Source organism: Phytopseudomonas flavescens, from assembly GCF_900100535.1.
GTDB lineage: Bacteria > Pseudomonadota > Gammaproteobacteria > Pseudomonadales > Pseudomonadaceae > Aquipseudomonas > Aquipseudomonas flavescens.
Genome location: NZ_FNDG01000002.1, coordinates 170,489 through 191,881 on the forward strand (window position 1 = coordinate 170,489; position 21,393 = coordinate 191,881).

A 21,393-nucleotide genomic window follows, 5' to 3' on the forward strand; every position below is an offset into this window, starting at 1 on the left:
GCTATCCTTGGCCGCGATTCGGATCCCGATGCCGCCTCCGAGAGAGGGACGCCGGCATGACATCACAATAAATAGAGGGTCGTCACCGAGATGAATCACGGATATATCGTCATGGTCCTGCTCTCTGCCAGCCTGGCCGCGTCGCTTCCGGCCGTTGCCATGTCCGAGCAGGCATTTCAGGCCAGGACCGCTGAAATATTCGCCACCTTGACGGCCAGGTACGATGTTCCCGGCCTCGCTCTTGGCGTGACCTGGAAGGGCAAGCACTACCTGTACACCCAGGGCATGGCGGATCGAACGACAGGCATTGCCGTGTCGCCAGCCACGCTGTTCGAGCTGGGCTCGATGAGCAAGACCTTCAACGCCACCCTGGCGGCGCTTGCGCAGGAACGTTCACTGTTGTCGCTCGATGATAGGGTGGCCGCGCATATCCCCGAGCTGGACAAGCGCCCCTTCGGCGCGTTGAGCCTCATGGATCTCGCCAGCCACCAGAGCAGCGGCCTGCCATTGCAGCCGCCGGACGCGGCCAGGGACGATGCCAGCCTGATGACCTGGCTGAAACACTGGCAGCCGGTCGCAGGCAGTGGTCATGAGCGCTCCTACTCCAACGTAGGCATCGGCATGCTCGGGCGGATCTCGGCTCAGGTATTCGGGCAGCCCTATGCCAAGGCGCTTCACGACCATGTGCTGCAGCCTCTGGCGCTTCGGCATACCTACGTGGAAGTGCCCGCCGCGCAGATGAGCCGTTATGCCTATGGTTACGCCCGTGATAACAACGCGGCGATCCGCGTCAACCCGGGCATGCTCGATGCCGAAGCCTATGGCTTGAAGTCGGATATCGGCGACATGCTGCGTTTCGTCGACATCAACCTGGGCGCGGTGGCGGTGCCCGAAGCGCTTTCCGCCGCCATCGCCACGACGCACCAGGGCGTCACTCGAACAGCCGAGTTCACCCAGGCGATGATCTGGGAGCGCTATCCCTGGCCGCTTTCCCGCGAGGCGATGCTGGCCGGCAACGCACCGGCCCTGGCCCTGGAAACTCAGCCGGCCAGCCGCTTGAGCGCCAGGGACACCTCCGAGCAGGGCGTACTGTTCAGCAAGACCGGCTCGACCAATGGCTTCGGCGGCTATATCGCCTTCATCCCCGATGAGCAGATTGGCCTGGTCCTGCTGGCCAACCGCAACGTGCCCCTCGACGCCCGTGTCGATGCGGCCTTCACACTGCTCCAGCAGGTGCTGAACGACGAAGCCAGGTGACCCACTCAGGCATTTTTCAGGCGCAACAGGAGGGCGATGAGGGTTTCGATATCGCCATCCGTGGTGCGCCAGGAACTGACGCTCAGGCGAAAGGCCGGGCGGCCCTGCCAGATGGTCGCGCCGAACCAGACTTCGCCTGACGCCTGCGCCGTTTCTAGGATCGCGGCGGTTTCTTCGTCGGAGTCGGCGCGTACCAGTACCTGATTGAGGCGTACCCGGTTGAGCACCTGATAGCCGCCTGTGCGTAGTGCCTCGGCCAGGTATCCAGCCTGGCGAATATGTCGGTCGATCAGCTCACGCAGGCCATTGCGGCCCAGGCTGGCCAGCGCCGCCCAGATAGCCACGCCTCGGGCACGCCTGGAGAACTCCAGCGTCAGGTTCTTCTGTGCCTCTTTCGAGGCCCTGGGGCTGCATTGCTGTTCATCGCGGCGGCCAGGGCATCTCTACGACGCCCCAAGGGTGGCGACCAGGGATGACTGGCCATAAAAAACCGCACCAGGCGGGGCTTTCAACGGGGGTGAAGCCTTAAGCCTGAACGACCGGGATGTTCGCGCTGGCCGCAGCTTCGCGGAACTCGGCGATCTGGTCGAAGCTCAGGTAGCGGTAGATGGCAGCCATGCTGTCGATATTCGCGGCGTACTCTGGGTGTCGTCACGCTGAGCGATCTGTACCCTGCATGAGGCGCCTTATGAGGGGCTGCTCAATGCCGTCGTCCCGATCCTGGGCCATGCACGCATGGCGAGACCCTTACCGGTCATGTCTCGAAACGGTAGCCGACACCATAGACTGACCTGATCCACTCTTCCCCGACGTCGCCGAGTTTGCGACGCAGGTTCTTCACGTGGCTATCGATGGTTCGATCCGTGATGATGCGGTGATCGTCGTAGAGTTGGTTCATCAAATGATCGCGTGAATAGACCCGGCCGGGCTGCGCCGCCAGGGTGCGCAGCAGGCGGAACTCGACCAGCGTGAGCCCGAGATCGTGCCCGTGCAGGCACGCTCGGCAGGCAGCATTGTCGATAGATAATCCCCGTGCGGACTCGACGGCTCCGGGCACGTGGCGGTGACGCCGCAGTACGCTGTGCACGCGTGCGACGACTTCTCGCGGGCTGAAGGGTTTGCAGACGTAGTCGTCGGCGCCCAGTTCGAGGCCGAGCAGGCGGTCGATCTCCTCGACCCGGGCCGTGACCATGATCACCGGCACGTCGGACAGCGTGCGCAGTTCGCGGCAGATGTCGATGCCGTCGCGGTTCGGCAGCATCAGGTCGAGGATCACCAGGTCGGGCTGCCGCTGCCGGAAGGCCGGCACGGCATCGGCGCCATCGAAGACCTGCTGGCAACTGTAGCCGGCCGCCTGCAGGTAGTCGCGCAGCACCGCCGAGAGCCGCGGCTCGTCCTCCACGATGAGAATCCGCCCACCCGGCGGCGCGGCCATCATGCGGCCTCCGGCAGATCGACCGTGATGCGCAGGCCGCCGAGCGGCGAGGCGTCGGCGCGGATGCTGCCGTCGTGCGCCTGCGCGATGTTGCGGCAGATCGCCAGGCCGAGGCCGCTGCCGCCGCTTTCGCGGTTGCGCGATGCCTCGGTGCGGTAGAAGCGCTCGAACAGGCGCGGCAGCTTGTCCGCGTCCACCGCCGGCGGGCTGTCGTCGAAGGTGACGAGGAAACGGCCGTTGCGCCGTTCGCAGCCGACTTCGACGATGCCGCCGCGATCGGTGTAGCGCAGGGCGTTCTCGAGCAGGTTGCCGAACAGCTGCTGCAGCCGCCGTTCGTCGCCGTGGACCGGGTACGCGCCAGCGGCCATGCGTCGGTGCAGCTGCAGCCCGGCACCGGCGAAGCGCGGCTCCAGCGTCGCCAGCATCGCCTCCAGCAGGGTCGCCAGATCGAGCGGCTCATGCCGGTAAGTGAGGGCGGCCACGTCGGTCAGCGACAGGTCGTGCAGATCGTCGATGAGCTTGCCGAGCTGGAGGATCTGCTGGCCCAGCGGCTGCAGCGACGCCGGCGCCATGGGCCGGATGCCGTCCTGGACCGCTTCGAGTTCGGCGCGCATCACGGCCAGCGGGGTGCGCAGTTCGTGCGAGATGTCGGCCATGAAATGGCGCCGCGTGCGCTCGTTGTGCTCCAGCGCCTGCGCCAACTGGTTGAAATCGCGCGCCAGCCCGCCGAGCTCGTCGCGGGTGCCGGCATCCACCCGTATCGCGTAATCGCCGGCCGCCAGGCGGTGCGTTGCCGAGGCCAGGCCATGCACGCGGCGCAGCAGCATGCGCGACAGCAGTCCGGCGAGCAGGGCCGCCACGACGACCGACAAGGCCGCGATCAGCCACCAGGTGTACAACTGGGCTTCGTAGAAGCGCACGTCGCCGGCGGCGACGGCCTTCTGGAACGGCACCATCGCCATCCAGCCCACCGTTTCCCCGTCGACGACGACCGGCCGCAACAGCGATTCCCGGTCGGCGCCCGGGTTGCCGACGACCCGGGCGTACGTACGGTCGAGCAGCGCGAAGCGCGGCACGGCGCCGGTCTGGTCGGACACCGGCGGGCCGGTCAGCGCCCGAGCCGGATCGGGGGCGGGCCGCATCAGCGCGAACCAGGCCTCCAGGTCGCCACGCAGGAAGTCCCAACTGCCGTGCTGACGATAGGTATCTTCCAGGCGCGGCAGCACCGTCTCCATGCGCTCCATGCCCTGCTCGTTGAGATAGCCGAGAAAGCCGCGTTGGAAACTGACGTGCGCCGCAACGCCATTGACCAGCAGTACGATGGCGCAGGAGGCGATCACGGCGAGGAAGAGTTTGGCGGTAATGCCGATTTTCATAGGGTGGGTGGCCAGAGTAGGGGCGCAAAGCCGTATTCGACCATGCTGCCAGGCCGGGGAACAAGGAAGAGTTGCGACTGGATCGCAAACTCCATATTCGCTGCACATTCCTCCTCCAGCATGCCGCTCATTATCTGTTTCCCGCGATTGCGAGGATATTGCGCATGCTCTTTCCGATCCCTCGTCCACTGTTTAAGCACCTGTGTTTTCTGCCGGTGATACTGCTGCTGGCTGCCTGTTCGCCCGAACCGGTATCGGTTGCATCGACGCCGGAAGTCGGAGTCTGGACGGTGCGTGCACAGCGGCTGGCCATGCATCAGACCCTGCCCGGACGCACGGTGGCCCACATGGTCTCGGACGTGCGGCCTCAGGTCGGCGGCATCATCCAGCAGCGCCTGTTCACCGAAGGCCAGGACGTGAAGGCCGGACAGATCCTGTACCAGATCGACCCGGCGACCTACCAGGCCGCCTACGACAATGCCAAGGGTGCCTTGGCCCAGGCACAGGCGGCGGTGCTGTCGGCGCGGCCCAAGGCGCAGCGCTACGCCAACCTGGCCAAGCTGGACGCGGTGAGCCAGCAGGATCTCGAGGAGGCCGTCGCGACGCTGCGCCAGAACGAGGCGGCGGTGATGGTGGCGCAGGCCGCGCTGCAGACGGCCAGGATCAACCTCGACTACACCCGCGTCAGCGCGCCGATCGACGGCCGCATCGGCGCCTCTGTCTATACGCCCGGCGCGCTGGTGACGGCTGGCCAGACCACGGCGCTGGCCACGATCCAGCAACTCGACCCGATCTACGTCGACGTCACCCAGTCCAGCGCCGAGCTGCTGGCGCTGCGCAAGCAGCTCGACAGCGGCGCGCTCACCTCGCTGGACGGCAAGGTGCCGGTGCAGATCCAGCTGGAGGATGGCAGCCTCTACGAGCACAGCGGCACGCTGGAATTCGTTGGCACCTCGGTGGATACCGGCACCGGCAACGTCGTGTCGCGTGCGCTGATTCCCAACCCGGATCGCCTGCTGCTGCCGGGCGCCTATGTGCGCGCCATCCTGCCGGTGGCGATCAACGACAAGGCGATCCTGGTGCCGCAGAGCGCGGTCGGCCGCAATACCAGGGGCGAGGCGACGGTCAAGCTGGTCGGCGACGACGGCAGGCTCATTGAGCGCACGGTGCAGACCGGTGATGCGCAGAAGGATCAGTGGATCATCAGCGCGGGCCTGCAGCCCGGCGAGCAACTGGTGGTCGAAGGTGGCAGCAAGGTACAGGCGGGTCAGGCAGTGAAGACGCACGATGTGGCGGCCCCGGCGCCGGATCTTACTGGAGTGCCGCTCCCGACAACCGATCAGCCGAGCTAAGGAGGCGCTATGTCACGCTTTTTCATCGACCGCCCCATCTTCGCCTGGGTCATCGCCATCGTCATCACCCTGGCCGGTACGCTGGCGGTGTTCAACCTGGCGGTGGAGCAGTACCCGAACATCGCGCCGCCGACGATCTCGATCCGCGCCACCTACACTGGTGCCTCGGCGCAGACCGTGGAGAACTCGGTCACCCAGGTCATCGAGCAGCAGATGAGTGGGCTGGACAATCTGATGTACATGTCCGCCAGCAGCAACGCGGCCGGTAGCGCGCAGGTGCAACTGACGTTCAAGGCCGGCACCGACCCGGACGTGGCGCAGATGCAGGTGCAGAACAAGTTGCAGCAGGCCGAGGCGATGCTGCCCGATGTGGTCAAAAGCACGGGCCTCACGGTGAGCAAGTCGGTGGGCGGCAGTTTCTTCGAGGTGCTCGCCTTCACCTCCGACGACGGCAGATTGAGTGGCACCGACATTGCCGACTTCATGGTGTCCACCCTCCAGGATCCGATCAGCCGCGTCACCGGCGTTGGCCGGGTGCAGGTGATGGGCTCGCAGTATTCGATGCGTGTCTGGCTCGATCCGGAGAAACTGCGCACCTATTCGCTGATGCCCTCCGACGTGACGGCCGCGATCACGGCGCAGAACGCCGACGTGTCTTCCGGGCAGCTCGGCGCGTTGCCAGCGACGCAGGGCCAGGCGCTGAACGCGACCATCAGCTCGCGCAGCCGACTGCAGACGCCGGAGCAGTTCAAGGCGATCGTCGTCAAGTCCGACAGCGACGGCGCGGTGGTGCGCCTGTCCGACGTCGCCCGCGTCGAGCTGGGTAGCGAGGACTACGCGATGACCAGCACGTTCAACGGCAAGCCGGCCGCGGGCATCGGCATCGAGCTGGCCAGCGGCGCCAACGCCATGCAGGTGTCGGAGGCCGTGGAGGCCAGGCTCCAGGAGTTGCAGTCCTACTTCCCCGAGGGAATCAGCTACCACGTGGCCTCCAGCACCACGCCGTTCGTGAAGATCTCCATCGAGGAGGTGGTCAAGACCCTGGTCGAAGCCGTCGTGCTGGTGCTGGCGATCATGTATCTGTTCCTGCAGAACTGGCGGGTGACGCTGATCCCGGCGATTGCCGTGCCGGTGGTACTGATGGGCACCTTCGGCGTGCTGGCGCTGCTGGGCTACTCGATCAACACCCTGACCATGTTCGGCATGGTACTGGCGATCGGCCTGCTGGTGGACGATGCGATCGTGGTGGTGGAGAACGTCGAGCGGGTGATGCGCGAGGAAGGACTGCCGCCGCGCGAGGCCACGCGCAAATCGATGGGCCAGATCACCGGCGCGCTGGTCGGCATCGCCCTGGTGCTGACGGCAGTGTTCCTGCCCATGGCGTTTTTCAGTGGTTCCACCGGGGTGATCTACCGCCAGTTCTCGGTGACCATCGCCTCGGCGATGATCCTTTCGGTACTCGTGGCCATGACCCTGACGCCAGCGCTGTGCGCCACGCTGCTGACACCGGTCGGGCAGGACGGGCAGGTTACCCGGCGCGGGCCGCTCGGTCGCTTCTTCGCAGGGTTCAATACCCGATTCGATCAGGGTGCCGAGCGCTACCAACGCGGCGTGGCGCGCGTCGTCGGCCACCGCCGCGCGGGCGTGGCGGTCTATCTGGTGCTGCTGGTGGTGCTGGGCCTGCAGTTCTGGCAGTTGCCGACCTCTTTCCTGCCCGAGGAGGATCAAGGCACGCTGATGGTGCAACTGAAGATGCCGCCAGGCGCGACCAAGGAGAAGACGCAGCAGGTGATCTCCGAGGTCTCGGACTACGTGCGCGGGCAGCCGGAGGTCGAGACGGTCATGGCGGTCGCCGGCTTCAGCCAGGGCACCAGCGGCCAGAACGCCGGCATGGCCTTCATCCGGCTCAAGAACTGGAGCGAGCGCGAGGCCAGTGCCACCGATATCGGCGTGCGCATCAGCGAAGCGATGCTCGGGCGCTTTCCCGATGCGCAGATCTACGCCTTCGCGCCCTCGGGCATTCCGGGGCTGGGCCAGGCCACCGGCTTCACCCTGGAGCTGCAGGATTTCGCTGGCGCCGGCCACGAAGCCCTGGTGGACGCGCGCCAGAAGCTGCTGGCGCTGGCCGCGCAGGAGCCGTCGCTGAGCGCGGTGCGTTATGCCAACCTGGAGGATGCGCCGACCTTCGACATCAAGATCGACGATGCCAAGGCCGGCGCGCTGAAACTGACCCAGAGCGACATCAATGCCACCCTGTCCACGGCGTTCGGGGCCACCTACGTCAACGACTTCGTCGACCGCGGCCGGATCAAGAAGGTTTATGTGCAGGGCCAGGAGCAGGCGCGGATGCTGCCGCAGGATGTCTACCGCTGGACGGTGCGCAACAGCGACGATGCAATGGTGCCATTCTCGGCCTTCGCCAGCAGCGGCTGGAGCTACGCTCCGGCATCGCTGGCGCGCTTCAACGGCATCGCCGCCATGGAGATCAGTGGCCAACCGGCCCAGGGCGTCAGCTCGGGCACGGCGATGGCTGAGATAGTCAGGCTGGTGCAGCAACTGCCGGGCGGCTTCGGTTATGCGTGGTCGGGCCTGTCCTTCCAGGAGCAGCAGGCCGGGGCGCAGGCTCCTTTGCTGTACGCGGTGTCGCTGTTGTTCGTGTTCCTCTGTCTGGCGGCGCTGTACGAGAGCTGGTCGATCCCGTTTTCGGTGATGCTGGCCGTGCCTATCGGTGTCGGCGGCGCGCTGCTGCTGACTTCGCTGCGCGGACTCAGCAATGACGTGTATTTCCAGGTGGGCCTGCTCGCTACGGTCGGTCTGGCGGCCAAGAACGGCATCCTTATCGTCGAGTTCGCCAAGGAACTGGAGGAGCGCGGCAAGCCACTGGTCGAGGCTGTACTGGAGGCTGCGCGCCTGCGCCTACGGCCGATCCTGATGACCTCGATGGCCTTCCTGCTCGGCGTGCTGCCCCTGATGGTCAGCAGCGGCGCCGGCTCCGCTGGGCGCCACTCGCTGGGTACCGGCGTGTTCGGTGGCACCCTGGCCTCGACCGTGCTGGGCATCTTCTTCGTGCCGCTGTTCTACGTGATCGTGCGCAGCCTGTTTCCCGGCCGCAAGAGCCAGCCCGCTGCGCCGACGGAGGTGAATGAATGACCAGGCCGTCCGTCACCCGGCGTTCCCCGCGCCCGGTTCGCCTGGCGTTGGCCGTTCTCTGCGCCGCCGCGCTGGCCGGCTGCGCCAGTATGGCGCCGTCTTACGTACAACCCGCCGCACCGGTGCCGGTGCAGTTCCGCGACGCCCTGTCAGCTGGTGCGGGCGGAGTGCCGGTTGCGGAGCTCGATTGGCGCCAGGTGTTTCTGGACGAGCGCCTGCGCCAGGTGATCGCCCAGGCGCTGCAGAGCAACCGCGACCTGCGCGTGGCGCTGCTCAACATCGAGAAGGCGCGCGCGCAGTACCGCATCCAGAGCGCCGACCTGCTGCCGTCGGTGGACGCGACGCTCAGCCGGACGGCCGCACGCAGCAGTGCGGCCGCCAGCAGCAGCGGAGTCGCGGCGGTGAGTCGCAGCGCCTCGGCCACGGTCGGCTTCAGCAGTTGGGAACTGGATCTGTTCGGGCGCATCCGCAGTCTGCAGGACGAGGCCGCGCAGACCTTCCTGGCCACTGCCGAAACCCAGCGCAACACACGCATGAGCCTGCTGGCCGAAGTCGCCAGCGACTGGCTGAGCGTGGGCGCCTACCGCCAGCGCGTGGCCCTGGCGCAGCAGACCCTGGAGAGCCAGCGCAGGACGCTGCAGCTCACCGAACTCCTGCATGGCGAGGGTGCGGCTTCCGGCGTGGATCTGGCTTCCATCCAGGGCAGCGTGGAAAGCGCGCGGGCCGACGTCGCCACCTACGCCACCGCGCTGGAGCAGGCACGCCATGCGCTCGAGCTGGTCGTGGGCGCCCCCGTCCCCGACAGCCTTCTGCCTGACACCGACGATGCCGAAGCCGCAGTGGTACTAGCTCCGCTGCCCGCCGACCTCTCCTCGAAGGTGCTGCTGCAGCGCCCCGACGTACTGTCTGCCGAGTACGTGCTAAAAGCCGCCAATGCCGATATCGGCGCCGCGCGCGCGGCCTTCTTTCCAACCATCTCGCTGACCACGACGGTGGGCGTCGGCAGCAGCGCCCTGTCGAACCTGTTCGATGCCGGCACGCGAACCTGGTCGTTCATTCCCACCGTCAGCGTGCCGATCTTTCATGCCGGCGCACTCCAGGCCTCGCTGGACGCGGCGGAGCTCTCCGCCGATGTCGCCGTGGCCCAGTACGAGAAGGCGATCCAGACCGCCTTCGGCGAAGTGGCCGATGTCCTGGCCGAGCGCGCCCGCCTGGACGAGCGCCTGGATGCGCAGCGTGCCCTGGTCGTCGCCTCCCGGCGCGGCTATACCCTGGCCGATGCGCGCTACCGCAACGGCGTGGACAGCTCTCTTCAGGCCCTGACCGCACAACGCACGCTCTATAGTGCGCAGCAGGATCTGATCACCCTTCGCCTGAGCGAAGCCAGCAACCGTGTGACCCTGTACAAGGTATTCGGCGGCGGAGCCGACGCCAGCGAATGAGGACGGAGGGGCAGGGCATGATGCATGCGGTCAGGAAGGGGCCTGGTGGCAGAATCGTGCGTGTTGCCCATGAAATTCGAACCGATATCCGGACAGACGCTGAAGATAAAACGCGCGCACATGGAAATGACCACTCAGGCCGCCCCGGTTTCGGCTACCGACCCGGCGCGAAGAGTCATGCTGACTCTGCCTATCCGCCTACTATGCTGGCGACGAAAGGCGATGGCACGGTCAAGTACATGCCGGATGCACAAAGCTACGATCACTATACCAACGAGCCGCCCAGTTCGCCCTAATGCCCGAGGCGCCGCTGAAGCGACATCTGAGGCGATCATCGACAAGCTGAAACAGATGCATGGAGACGGGAGTTGAAAGTCATGAAGATGCGGACACGTCGGGAGTTTCTGATCATGGGCGCCAGCGCAGGAGCGCTGTTGGCGATCGGTGCGCCGGCCCTGGCGAAACAAGACGCGGGACAGGCCAGGAGCGCCACCGCCATCACTCAGGTGTTCGGCGATGGCGTTCGCCTGACCGCTGTTGCGGTGGAGTACGCCAAACCGGTCAAGACTGCGGATCTGTCTGCCTCCGACTTCCGGGTCGAAGGTCGCACGGTCACTGGCGTTTTCGCCAGCACATCCACTGACCCGGCGAGCCGGACGGATACTGGCCGTTTCGTCATCGTCACCCTGTCGTCCGAGGACACCCATGCGCTCCTGGCCGAAACGCTGCAATCGCAAGACGGCCAGGCTGGCGGGCAAACCGATGGCCAGAACCGGCGCGGCCCCGGCGGCGCGGGTGACATCCCGACTTACGACACGGTCTACAAGACCGCCCAGACCACGGTCGTGGCGCCCGGTGCAGGCACGTTGGCGACGACGGCCGCTCGCAACCTGGTCGTCGACGATTTCCGGCAACTGGAGTTCCACGACTCGAACACGGGCAAGACTCTACGCTACAACCTGTTCGTGCCGAAGGGCTACGACGATGCGAAGTCCTATCCACTGGTGCTGTTCATGCACGATGCCGGCGCGACCAGCGACGTGACGCGGACGACTCTGTTTCAGGGCCTGGGCGCGATCGCCTGGGCCAGCCCTGAGGATCAGGCCAGGCGCCCGTGCTTCGTGCTGGCGCCGCAGTTCGCCGAGATCATCGCCGACGACGACTCGCAGACCAGCAGCATGCTCGACACCACCATCGACCTGATCGAGGCGCTGGCGGATCAGTACAGCATCGACCGCAAGCGCCTCTATACCACCGGCCAGTCGGGCGGCTGCATGATGTCGATCGCGATGGATATCAAGTACCCGGATTTTTTTGCCGCGTCCTTCCTGGTCGCCGGCCAATGGGATCCGGCGCTGGTGAAGCCGCTGGCCCGGCAGAAGCTGTGGATCCTTGTGTCGCAGGACGACGACAAGGCCTATCCCGGACAGAATGCTATCGTCGAAGTTCTAGAGAACGAGGGCGCCAGGATCAGTCGCGCCACCTGGGACGGCACCTGGTCGGCCAATCAATATCGCGCCGCCTTCGAGAAGATTGACGCCGAGGGAAGCCCGATCAACTACGTGACCTTCGCCAAGGGCACCGTCATTCCCCCGGGGCAGTCGGCCGCAGGTGCAAGCGGGCACCGTAATACCTGGCGTATCGCCTACAGCATCGAGCCCATCCGTGAATGGATCTTCCGGCAGCACAAGTAATTCAAGGGGAGCATCGAGAATGGGCAAACTGACATGCATCGTATCGGCCCTGATGCTGGCCGGTGCGGCCCTCGGCAGCGAGGGCTGGGCGGCCGACTCTTCCACTGGCGTCGTGGTGCCGATCATGGCACAAGAGCAAACGCAGGCCGTGGTGACCGCAACGGCCGCCTTCCTGAGCGCACTCGATGCCGAGCAGCGCGCGAAGGTGCAATTCCCTTTCACGCCGCAAAAGAGCGCGACCACCGCGACATTCGCTCGCAGCGGGCCGCAGCCGGACGAATCGGATAATGGTGGTCAGGGTTCTCGTGCAGGAGAAGCGGGGCGTCCTCCTGGCCAGCGGCCTGAGGGCGGGGCAGGCGGCGGTGGTTCCGGCATGGGGCCGGCCGGCGGCTTTGTCGGCGAGCAGTATGGCGCGGCCGTCTGGTCCAACTATCCGGTCAGCGACGTGCCACGCCCCGGCCTGCAGCTCGGCAACCTGAACGACGCCCAGCGCGCGGCGGCGCTGCACCTGCTGCAAACGCTGCTCAGTCCCCAGGGCTACCAGAAGGTGCTGGACATCATGGGCTCCGACCAGGCCCTGTCCGAAGGCGGCACCAACTACGCCTCCGGCACGGCGTACTACACCCTCGGCATCTTCGGCACGCCAAGCGCCAGCGCGCCGTGGATGGTGCAGTTCGGTGGCCACCACCTCGGCCTCAACGTGGTGATCGTCGGTGCACGCGGCGTGCTCACGCCGACCCTCACCGGCGCCCAGCCGTCCGTCTATACGGTGGGCGGCAGAACCGTCCGCGTGCTCGCCGGGGAAAACGACAAGGCGTTCGCGCTGCTAGGGGCGCTGGACGACCCGCAGCGTCAGCAGGCCATTCTCGACTACCGCGTGGGCGATCTGGTGCTCGGGCCGGGGAGCAGCGCAGAGACCATCGTGCCCGAGGGCCTGAAGGCATCGGCCATGGACGAGCGCCAGCGCGCGCTGCTGCTCGACCTGATCGGCGAATGGGCCGGCATCGTGGGCGACGCCTATGCCGCGCCGCGCATGGCCGAGATCCGCGCCGGGCTGGACGACACCTGGTTCGCCTGGAGCGGCCCGACCACTCATGAGCCGGGCAGGAACGGCAGCGCCTACTACCGCATCCAGGGGCCGAAGCTGGTCATCGAATTCTCGCCCCAGGGCGTGGGCGGCGACCCGACGATGCACGTCCACACGGTCTATCGCGATCCCACCAACGACTACGGCCAGCAACTCACCCAGCCATGACGAAAGCCTGGCGGGCGCTGCTCGCCTTCCTCCTGTGCGCCTGCTGGAGCGCGTCCGCGCCGGCGCACCGGCTGGACGAATACCTGCACGCCACAATGGTGAGCGTCGAAAGAGATCACGTTGTCCTGCAACTGCGTCTGACGCCAGGCGTGGAGGTGGCAGGTGCGATACTTGCCGATATCGACACGGACGGCGATGGCGTCCTCTCCGAAGTCGAGCAGCGGGCCTATGCGGAGCAGGTGGCCGGGGAGCTTGCGCTCGACATTGATGGCCACCCATTGTCACTGCGACTGGTATCTTCGGCCTATGCGCCGGTCGAGGCCATACGCTGGGGCCTGGGCGACATCGCGTTCGCGCTCCGTGCCGAGCTGTCATCCAGTGATGGCGATTACCGGCTCACGCTGGAGCAGCGCCACCCGAGCGCCAGAGTCGTCTATCTGGTGAACGCCCTGATGCCGAGCGATCCGGCTGTCCACATCCGTGGCCAACAGCGCAGTTCCGACCAGTCCAGCTACCGGCTGGATTTCACGGTCGGCGGCGCTTCCGTATTGGAGGCGGGCATGGAACAGCGCCAGCCGGTGATCGGCACCTTCTTCTGGCACGGCGTCCACCACATCCTCACCGGCTACGACCACCTGTTGTTCGCCACCGCCCTGGCACTTGCGGCAGCGACGTTCTGGAAACTGCTGAAGGTGGTCACGGCCTTTACGCTCGCGCATTCGATCACCTTGACGCTGGCCGCGCTGGGCTGGGTACACCTGCCTGCCATGGTGGTGGAACCGCTGATCGCCACCAGCATCGTCGTCGTAGCGCTGCAGAACCTCTTCTGGCCGGCCTCGACACATGGGCGTGCCCGGCTGGCCGTGGCCTTCTGCTTCGGCTTGTTCCACGGCCTGGGTTTCGCCGGCGGCCTGCTCGACCTTATGCAGCAGATGCCCAAGGAGACTATCTTGTATGCACTGCTGGGCTTCAGCCTCGGCGTCGAACTCGGTCATCAGTTGCTGTTGCTGCCGTTGTTCGTCCTTCTCAAGGTGACGCATAGCCAGTCCCTGGGAAATGCCAGGCAAACACGCCTTTCGACGGCACTGCGGCGCTTCGGGTCGGGTGGCGTTGCGCTGGCCGGCCTGTATTACCTCAGCGCGGCCCTCGCTGGGAATGCGTGAGCGGGCACCATGCGATCAGCGTCGACGCCTTGTCGGTATCCTCCTGGCGTACAAAAAGCCGGAGAAGACGACACATGAATTCGGCATAAGGGGCGGCCGCCATAGGGTGTTCCCCACATGGGGGCGCAACCCGGCGGTTCGGGAGGTTGAGGTTGTGAGAGATGTACCAATCCCTGGCTGTCGAACCACGCAATATTCGATTCAAATCCAGGCGACTGCAATGAGTGCGCCTCTGTCTGATGCACCATAAAAAAGCCCCGCATAAAGCGGGGCTCCTTCATTCATTACCGATGATGCATCAGGCTTGCACGACCGGGATGTTCGCGCTGGCCGCAGCTTCGCGGAACTCGGCGATCTGGTCGAAGCTCAGGTAGCGATAGATATCGGCAGCCATGCTGTCGATATTCGCCGCGTACTCCATGTACTCCTCGACGGTTGGCAGCTTGCCCAGGATCGAAGCAACGGCAGCCAGTTCGGCGGAGGCCAGGAACACGTTGGCACCATCGCCCAGACGGTTCGGGAAGTTACGGGTCGAAGTCGACACCACGGTCGAGTTCGGCTCCACACGTGCCTGGTTACCCATGCACAGCGAGCAGCCCGGCATTTCCATGCGTGCGCCAGCCTTGCCGTAGATGCCGTAGTAGCCTTCCTCGGTCAGTTGGTGAGCGTCCATCTTGGTCGGCGGGGACAGCCACAGACGGGTTGGCAGCTGCCCTTTGACCTTGTCCAGCAGTTTACCGGCAGCACGGAAGTGACCGATGTTGGTCATGCACGAACCGATGAACACTTCGTCGATCTTCTGGCCCTGAACGCTGGACAGCAGGCGCGCGTCGTCCGGGTCGTTAGGCGCGCAGAGAACCGGCTCCTTGATGTCGGCCAGGTCGATCTCGATGATCTCGGCGTATTCGGCATCGCTGTCGGCAGACAGCAGGTCCGGCTTGGCCAGCCAGGCTTCCATCGCTTGAGCGCGACGCTCCATGGTGCGCGCATCGCCGTAGCCTTCGCTGATCATCCAGCGCAGCAGGGTGATGTTCGACTTCAGGTACTCGGCAATGGCTTTTTCCGGCAGCTTGATGGTGCAACCTGCAGCGGAACGCTCGGCGGAGGCGTCGGACAGCTCGAATGCCTGTTCGACGGTCAGCTCGTCCAGGCCTTCGATTTCCAGGATGCGGCCGGAGAAGGCATTGATCTTGCCTTTCTTCTCGACGGTCAGCAGACCTTTCTGGATGCCGTAGTAAGGGATGGCATGCACCAGGTCACGCAGGGTGATGCCTGGGTTCAGCTTGCCCTTGAAACGCACCAGAACCGACTCCGGCATGTCCAGCGGCATGACACCGGTGGCAGCGGCGAAGGCGACCAGGCCGGAACCGGCCGGGAAGGAGATGCCGATCGGGAAGCGGGTGTGCGAGTCACCACCGGTACCGACGGTATCCGGCAGCAGCATGCGGTTCAGCCAGCTGTGAATGATGCCGTCGCCAGGGCGCAGCGACACGCCGCCACGGGTGCGGATGAAATCCGGCAGGGTGTGGTGGGTGGTGACGTCGATCGGCTTCGGATAGGCCGCGGTGTGGCAGAAGGACTGCATCACCAGGTCAGCGGAGAAGCCCAGGCACGCCAGGTCTTTCAGCTCGTCGCGGGTCATCGGGCCCGTAGTGTCCTGGGAACCGACGGTGGTCATCTTCGGTTCGCAGTAGGTGCCAGGGCGTACGCCTTTGCCTTCCGGCAGGCCGCATGCCTTGCCGACCATCTTCTGTGCCAGGGTGTAGCCCTTGCCCGTGTCGACCGGCGCTTCCGGCAGCTTGAACAGGTCGGTTGGGCCCAGGCCCAGTTCGGCGCGAGCCTTGTCGGTCAGGCCGCGACCCACGATCAACGGGATACGGCCACCAGCGCGAACTTCGTCCAGCAGAACCGGAGTCTTCAGTTCGAACGTGGTGATCACTTCGTCGCTGTCGTGCTTGCAAACCTTGCCCTGGTGCGGGTACAGGTCGATCACGTCGCCCATGTTGATGTTCGACACGTCGAACTCGATTGGCAGGGCGCCAGCATCTTCCATGGTGTTGTAGAAGATCGGAGCGATCTTGGTGCCGAAGCAGAAGCCACCGGCACGCTTGTTAGGCACGTACGGAATGTCGTCGCCGAAGAACCACAGCACCGAGTTGGTGGCGGATTTACGCGAGGAACCGGTACCGACCACGTCACCGACGTAGGCAACCGGGAAGCCGTCGCCGTACATCTGAGCGATCTGCTTCATCGGGCCGATGGCGCCTTGCTCGTCAGGCACGATGCCTTCGCGGGCCATTTTCAGCATGGCCAGGGCGTGCAGCGGGATATCCGGGCGCGACCAGGCATCGGGAGCGGGCGACAGGTCGTCGGTGTTGGTTTCGCCGGTTACCTTGAAAACGCGCAGGCTGATCTTCTCGGCCAGGGTAGGGCGCTTCTTGAACCACTCACCATCGGCCCAGGATTGCAGCACGCCCTGAGCGTGAGCATTGCCCGCTTTGGCTTTCTCGGCAACGTCGTGGAAGGCGTCGAACATCAGCAGGGTGTGCTTCAGCTGTTCGGCGGCGATGGCGCCCAGGTCGGCGTCATCCAGCAACTCGACCAGTGTCGCGATGTTGTAGCCACCCTGCATGGTGCCGAGCAGTTCGGTCGCGCGCTTCTTGTCGAGCAGAGGGGAGGTGGCTTCGCCTTTGGCGATGGCGGAGAGGAAACCGGCTTTTACATAGGCCGCTTCGTCGACGCCTGGCGGCACGCGGTTGGTGATCAGGTCGAGGAGGAATTCTTCTTCGCCGGCCGGCGGGTTCTTCAGCAGGTCGACGAGACCAGCGGTTTGTTCGGCGTTTAGCGGCTGGGGCACGATACCCTGGGCGGCACGCTCTGCTACGTGTTTGCGGTAGGCTTCAAGCACAGTTATTACCCTCATCAGTGATCCCAAATAGGGAGTCCGGAACGCATGCAGGAACACGTTAAACACATCCGCAGCGCAGCCTCATGGGCCGCGTGCGATGGTTTCAACGCTTCCATCCGGAAGCTGCTTTCAAAGTTTTACGCCGGCAGGACGGGTTTGATGAGGGGTTGGCATGGTCGAGGGATGACCATGCCAACATCGTACCTGCAGGATCGACTGTGCTCGTGACGCTTTGAAAACAGCTTCCAACGGACATTGGCGCCTTTCGCAAGGCGCGCTGATTCTAGCGGAAAACTGGAGCAAAGTTAAGCGAAAGACCCATCACCCTCTGGGGTGATCCGTACTAGACAAAGGGCTAAGATGCACCCTCTATAGTCCTGTGTATCGATGCAACGCATGTCCAATCAACGTATCAAGACGCCCTGCGTAGGCCTTTGCTCCACGGTATTCGGGGATTCCGTGTGTCGCGGCTGCAAGCGCTTCCACCACGAGGTGATCAACTGGAACGGCTACAGCGACGAGGAAAAACAGGCGGTGTGGCTGCGTCTGGAGATGCTGCTGGTGCAGGTGATGACCGCCAAGCTGGAAGTTTTCGACGAGGCGCTTCTGCTCAAACAGCTGGAGCAGCGAAAGATCCGCTTCGTTCCACATCAATCCGCCTATTGCTGGGCCTACCAGTTGCTGGCCCGTGGCGCCCGGGTGATCACCCAGGTGGACGCCTACGGTATTTCCCTGCTGCCGGAGTTTCGTGACTGGCAACTGCCTGACCTGCGTGACGCCATCGACCGCGAGTTCTTCCTGCTGTCCGAAGCGCACTTCGAGCGCTACATCGCGCCGCGCTTCCTCAAGGAAGGCATGGAGCTACGGGTCTAGTTCGGTTGTCGCTGCCCTCGGAGTCGCTGCGCTCGGCCACAGGCCCCGGCCCGGGCGAGCCTGCATCATGAACTGCCCGCGACATTGATGGCCCCGTACGTAAAAGCCCGGCACGGGCCGGGCTTTCGATCACTGCAGGCGGCCTGTCAGCGGTACTCGCACAGGTAGGCGGTATCCTGCTCGACCTTCAACTGGAACTTGCTGTTGGCCGGTACGGTAAAGCGGCTGCCAGCCGTGAAGGTTTCCCAGTTGTCGCTACCAGGCAGTTTCACGGTCAGTGCGCCAGCGATCACGTGCATGACTTCCAGCTGGCTGGTGCCGAACTCGTAATCGCCCGCGGCCATCACGCCGATGGTGGCCGGGCCTTCTGCCATGCCGAACGCGATGGATTTGACGGTGCCGTCGAAATATTCGTTGACCTTGAACATGTGCATCCTCGTTAACGGCAGAATTGAATGGCCGGCAAGTATGCACAAGGCATTTGCCGTCGTCACCTATGCCCATGGGCCTTCAGCCGGCCATTACCAGTGGCAGCAAGCGGGCGGTGTTGCGTGCATCGGTGAGGGCGCGGTGCTGTTGGCCGCTGAAGCTGATACCGGCAAGCTGCAAGGCCGCATGGAGCCCAACCGGGCGAGCCAGGTGGCGCTCCTCGGCGAAGCGTCGCTTGAGGTTCAGGTGAGGCAATGTCTGCAAATGGCTGGTCAGGCCGTTGCTTTGCCAGTCCTGCTGCAACTGCCGGTGGTCGTAATCACCCCAGCTGCACCAGCCTTGCAAGCGTGGACGATGGGGCGCCAGCCAGCGTTCGAATTGTGGCCAGAGGATCGGCAGTGTCGCAGCGCAGTCGACGTCCGCCTGGCCGATATGCGTCAGCTCCCGACAAAAGCGAGTAAGGTTGGGACGACGCAAGGGACGAACGAAACGTTGGAAGTGGTCGATCTCATGACCGGCGGCATTCACCAGGCAGGCGCCGATCTCGATGATCTCCATGTGTTCGATGGGCCAGCCACCTTCTTCGGTGGTGGCTTCCAGGTCGATGACCAGCCAGTACCCCATAGCTTCTCCTTGTCCGGATACCCGGTGCTTCGCACTCGGTCATAAGCGCTGCAGAGTCTGACCGACGAATGGCGTGATTCGTGCCATTTGCGAAATGCCATCATGGGTCTTGTCTCTTCCCAAGGCTGGCTATACTTGGCCGCACGGAAGGCAATGTTCTTCTTCCTTTTGTCGATAGGTGAGCGTGATTCATGGATGACCCGGTCGTGTTCTTCGATGATGAGCCTGATGGCGGCGCACAGCAGCAGGTCTGGCATATCCTCACCGTGGATGATGATGTAGGTTTCCAGCGCGCTACGGCGTTCGCCATGAACGGCATGGAGATACTCGGGCGGCGTATCGAGATTCAGCAGGCTTTCAGCAATCGTGAGGCCGCGATGCTGCTTGCCGAGCAGCGCGATATCGCCCTGATTCTCCTCGATGTGGTGATGGAAACCGAGGACGCCGGCCTGCGCCTGGTCAAGACCCTGCGTGAGGTGATCGGCAATGCCGAGATCCGCATCGTGCTGCTGACCGGCGAGCCGGGCATGGCTCCGGTAGACGAAGTGATGCGCGACTACGACATCAACGACTACTGGTCCAAGAGCGAACTGAATTCCGAGCGCCTGCGCACGGTGCTGACCGCTGGGTTGCGCAGCTACTCCCAGCTCAAGGCCACTGCCCGGGCCCGTCGCGGCCTGCAGATGATCGTCGAATCCAGCAATGCGCTGTTCTGCTCGAAGAACACCCGCGAGCTGTCGGCCAAGATCCTCTCCGAGATCGCTTCGCTTCTTGATCTGCACGCCGAGGGTATCGTCTGCGTCAAGGCCCAGGAGCCCAGCCCTGGTAGCCTGCCCAACGCCCATGTGATCAGCGCCAGTGGCCGCTTCTACGGCTCGATCGATGGCGACCTCGATGGCCTGCACGACGATGCCGTGGCCAGCGCCCTGCGCTGCAGCCTGCAGAAGCAGAGCACCCTGCGTTTCGACGATTGTACCGTTCTGTTCTTTCCCTGTTTTCAGGCCGGTGCCGACTACGCCTGCTACGTCGCCACCGAGCGTACCCTGGACGACACCGAACTGGAGCTGCTCGAGGTGTTCAGTGCCAGTATCAGTCGTGGCTTGTACAACGTGGCATTGTTCAGTCGTCTGGAAGAAATGGCCTACCAGGACGATCTACTGAGAATCCCCAACCGCAACGCCCTGATCCGCATGCTCGACATGGCGCTGAGTAGCTCGAACAAGGACGAGCGTGTGCTGGTGCTGATCGATATCGACAACTTTTCCGGTGCCAATACCGCATTCGGTACCGGTTATGGCGATTTCATCCTCGGCCTGGTGGCCAATCGATTGCGTGAAACCTTCGACGGTAACGTGTTGGTCGCCCGTGTGCGTGATGACCTGTTCGCCATCCTCGGTCCGGAGGATCAGGTGCGTGCCGAGGATATCGTGGCGCTCTTTCGCCGCCCCAACCGCCCGTATGAGCTCGGTCAGGTGCACAGTCTGAGCAGCGTGACCCTGTACCTGCGCGATTTCGACGACACCGCCAGCGTCGCCTTGCAGGACGCCAGGCTGACCCTCAAGCAGGCCAAGCAGTTGGGGCATGATCAGCATGTGGTGCATGATCGCCGTTTGCAGAGCGCCCATGCCGAATCCTTTCGCCTTTTGCTGGCATTGCGTGACGCAGTGGCCAGTGACCTGATCAGTATCGAACTGCAGCCTCAGCTGGACATGCGCAGTGGTGTCGTCACCGGCGTCGAGGCGCTGGCGCGCTGGTACCAGACCGACGGCAAAGCGATCCCTCCATTGCAGTTCATTCCCCTGGCGGAAGCCACCGGCTACATCCTGCCGCTGGGAGATCTGCTCATGCGCCTCGCCCTGCAAGCTGCCAGGCGTCTGGACGAAGCCGGTCATGGCGATATTCGGGTCGCCATCAACGTCTCGGCGACGCAGTTGCTGCAACGTGACTTCATCGAGCGGTTCACCCTGCATCTGGAATCGGCTGGCGTGCGGGCCAATCAGGTCGAGCTGGAAATTACCGAATCGATGGCCATGCGTTCGTTCGACCAGGTCTGTGAGCAATTGCTGGCCTTGCGGCAGATGGGGGTGAAGGTCGCCATCGATGACTTCGGTACCGGTTTTTCGTCGCTCAGCTACCTGCGGAAGCTGCCGGCCGATCGCCTGAAGATCGACCGCAGCTTCGTGGAAGAACTTCGCGCGCAGGACAATGGCCAGTCGATCGCCGAGGCCATTATCCAGATTGCCCGGCGTGTCGGCATGTCGGTGATTGCCGAAGGCGTGGAAAATCAGGAGCAGGTTGACTGGCTCATCCAGCATGACTGCCTGGAAGCGCAGGGCTACCTGTTCGCCAGGCCCATGCCGCTGGATCGCCTGCTCGGCTGGCTTGGCGAGCGTGCCTACCGGTGATCCGCCGTCGCGCGGCAGGTTTGCACAGGG

15 protein-coding genes are annotated in these 21,393 nt (G+C 64.4%); 9 read left to right on the plus strand and 6 right to left on the minus strand.

The window, feature by feature from the left end; genetic code table 11:
• Positions 1-111: 111 nt before the first annotated feature.
• Positions 112-1,257: a class C beta-lactamase gene (gene ampC / locus BLR94_RS02900; RefSeq protein ID WP_244158057.1), complete on the plus strand. Its 1,146-nt coding sequence runs from the start codon at positions 112-114 to the stop codon at positions 1,255-1,257.
• A gap of 5 nt (positions 1,258-1,262) precedes the next feature.
• On the opposite strand, the gene BLR94_RS02905 is transcribed toward ampC, so the two are convergent.
• The 3 genes from BLR94_RS02905 to baeS all read right to left on the minus strand — a co-directional run bounded on the left by BLR94_RS02905 (position 1,263) and on the right by baeS (position 4,068).
• Positions 1,263-1,601 carry a hypothetical protein gene (locus BLR94_RS02905; RefSeq protein ID WP_242674671.1) on the minus strand — a complete coding sequence of 113 codons (339 nt, stop codon included), beginning with the start codon at positions 1,599-1,601 and terminating at the stop codon, positions 1,263-1,265.
• 410 nt (positions 1,602-2,011) lie between these two features.
• A complete protein-coding gene (locus BLR94_RS02910; protein WP_084303340.1) occupies positions 2,012-2,695 on the minus strand; it encodes a response regulator in 684 nt (227 codons plus the stop codon).
• Complete coding sequence (gene baeS, locus BLR94_RS02915) at positions 2,692-4,068, minus strand: sensor histidine kinase efflux regulator BaeS (protein ID WP_084303339.1); 1,377 nt, start codon at positions 4,066-4,068, stop codon at positions 2,692-2,694. Before baeS ends, BLR94_RS02910 begins: the two co-directional genes overlap by 4 nt.
• A 164-nt stretch (positions 4,069-4,232) precedes the next feature.
• Here baeS and BLR94_RS02920 point away from each other — a divergent pair, with 164 nt between their 5' ends.
• The 6 genes from BLR94_RS02920 to BLR94_RS02945 all read left to right on the plus strand — a co-directional run bounded on the left by BLR94_RS02920 (position 4,233) and on the right by BLR94_RS02945 (position 14,124).
• Complete coding sequence (locus BLR94_RS02920) at positions 4,233-5,420, plus strand: efflux RND transporter periplasmic adaptor subunit (protein WP_084303338.1); 1,188 nt, start codon at positions 4,233-4,235, stop codon at positions 5,418-5,420.
• Between the two features lie 9 nt (positions 5,421-5,429).
• Positions 5,430-8,570, plus strand: coding sequence for an efflux RND transporter permease subunit (locus BLR94_RS02925; protein ID WP_084303337.1), 3,141 nt, complete (start codon positions 5,430-5,432; stop codon positions 8,568-8,570).
• Positions 8,567-10,012: an efflux transporter outer membrane subunit gene (locus BLR94_RS02930; protein ID WP_084303336.1), complete on the plus strand. Its 1,446-nt coding sequence runs from the start codon at positions 8,567-8,569 to the stop codon at positions 10,010-10,012. The genes BLR94_RS02925 and BLR94_RS02930 overlap by 4 nt, the downstream gene beginning before the upstream one ends.
• Before the next feature lie 410 nt (positions 10,013-10,422).
• Positions 10,423-11,706: a carboxylesterase family protein gene (locus BLR94_RS02935; RefSeq protein WP_208601328.1), complete on the plus strand. Its 1,284-nt coding sequence runs from the start codon at positions 10,423-10,425 to the stop codon at positions 11,704-11,706.
• Between the two features lie 19 nt (positions 11,707-11,725).
• A complete protein-coding gene (locus tag BLR94_RS02940; RefSeq protein ID WP_167359704.1) occupies positions 11,726-12,961 on the plus strand; it encodes a DUF3500 domain-containing protein in 1,236 nt (411 codons plus the stop codon).
• Complete coding sequence (locus BLR94_RS02945) at positions 12,958-14,124, plus strand: HupE/UreJ family protein (RefSeq protein ID WP_084303335.1); 1,167 nt, start codon at positions 12,958-12,960, stop codon at positions 14,122-14,124. Before BLR94_RS02940 ends, BLR94_RS02945 begins: the two co-directional genes overlap by 4 nt.
• Positions 14,125-14,422: 298 nt before the next feature.
• Here the strand turns inward: BLR94_RS02945 and acnB are convergent, their stop codons facing one another.
• On the minus strand, positions 14,423-17,032 hold the full coding sequence (acnB, locus tag BLR94_RS02950) for a bifunctional aconitate hydratase 2/2-methylisocitrate dehydratase (protein ID WP_084303334.1): 2,610 nt from the start codon (positions 17,030-17,032) through the stop codon (positions 14,423-14,425).
• A 396-nt stretch (positions 17,033-17,428) separates the two neighbouring features.
• Here acnB and BLR94_RS02955 point away from each other — a divergent pair, with 396 nt between their 5' ends.
• Complete coding sequence (locus BLR94_RS02955; RefSeq protein ID WP_084303333.1) at positions 17,429-17,905, plus strand: DUF1289 domain-containing protein; 477 nt, start codon at positions 17,429-17,431, stop codon at positions 17,903-17,905.
• 146 nt (positions 17,906-18,051) lie between these two features.
• Here the strand turns inward: BLR94_RS02955 and ppnP are convergent, their stop codons facing one another.
• Together ppnP and BLR94_RS02965 are read right to left on the minus strand one after the other, a co-directional pair.
• Complete coding sequence (ppnP, locus tag BLR94_RS02960) at positions 18,052-18,333, minus strand: pyrimidine/purine nucleoside phosphorylase (RefSeq protein WP_042553669.1); 282 nt, start codon at positions 18,331-18,333, stop codon at positions 18,052-18,054.
• Between the two features lie 82 nt (positions 18,334-18,415).
• The gene (locus tag BLR94_RS02965) at positions 18,416-18,958 is read right to left on the minus strand and encodes a 3'-5' exonuclease (RefSeq protein WP_084303332.1); all 543 of its coding nucleotides are present in this window, start codon (positions 18,956-18,958) and stop codon (positions 18,416-18,418) included.
• Positions 18,959-19,149: 191 nt separating this feature from the next.
• On the opposite strand from BLR94_RS02965, the gene BLR94_RS02970 reads away from it, so the two are divergent.
• Positions 19,150-21,363, plus strand: coding sequence for a bifunctional diguanylate cyclase/phosphodiesterase (locus BLR94_RS02970; RefSeq protein WP_084303331.1), 2,214 nt, complete (start codon positions 19,150-19,152; stop codon positions 21,361-21,363).
• The last annotated feature ends 30 nt before the right edge of the window (positions 21,364-21,393 follow it).

Coding starts and splice junctions, on each gene's coding strand:
- ampC (WP_244158057.1), top strand. CDS start 112: ATGGTCCTGCTCTCTGCCAGCCTGGCCGCGTCGCTTCCGGCCGTTGCC.
- BLR94_RS02910 (WP_084303340.1), bottom strand. CDS start 2,695: ATGATGGCCGCGCCGCCGGGTGGGCGGATTCTCATCGTGGAGGACGAG.
- baeS (WP_084303339.1), bottom strand. CDS start 4,068: ATGAAAATCGGCATTACCGCCAAACTCTTCCTCGCCGTGATCGCCTCC.
- BLR94_RS02920 (WP_084303338.1), top strand. CDS start 4,233: ATGCTCTTTCCGATCCCTCGTCCACTGTTTAAGCACCTGTGTTTTCTG.
- BLR94_RS02925 (WP_084303337.1), top strand. CDS start 5,430: ATGTCACGCTTTTTCATCGACCGCCCCATCTTCGCCTGGGTCATCGCC.
- BLR94_RS02930 (WP_084303336.1), top strand. CDS start 8,567: ATGACCAGGCCGTCCGTCACCCGGCGTTCCCCGCGCCCGGTTCGCCTG.
- BLR94_RS02935 (WP_208601328.1), top strand. CDS start 10,423: ATGGGCGCCAGCGCAGGAGCGCTGTTGGCGATCGGTGCGCCGGCCCTG.
- BLR94_RS02940 (WP_167359704.1), top strand. CDS start 11,726: ATGGGCAAACTGACATGCATCGTATCGGCCCTGATGCTGGCCGGTGCG.
- BLR94_RS02945 (WP_084303335.1), top strand. CDS start 12,958: ATGACGAAAGCCTGGCGGGCGCTGCTCGCCTTCCTCCTGTGCGCCTGC.
- BLR94_RS02955 (WP_084303333.1), top strand. CDS start 17,429: ATGTCCAATCAACGTATCAAGACGCCCTGCGTAGGCCTTTGCTCCACG.
- ppnP (WP_042553669.1), bottom strand. CDS start 18,333: ATGTTCAAGGTCAACGAATATTTCGACGGCACCGTCAAATCCATCGCG.
- BLR94_RS02965 (WP_084303332.1), bottom strand. CDS start 18,958: ATGGGGTACTGGCTGGTCATCGACCTGGAAGCCACCACCGAAGAAGGT.
- BLR94_RS02970 (WP_084303331.1), top strand. CDS start 19,150: ATGGATGACCCGGTCGTGTTCTTCGATGATGAGCCTGATGGCGGCGCA.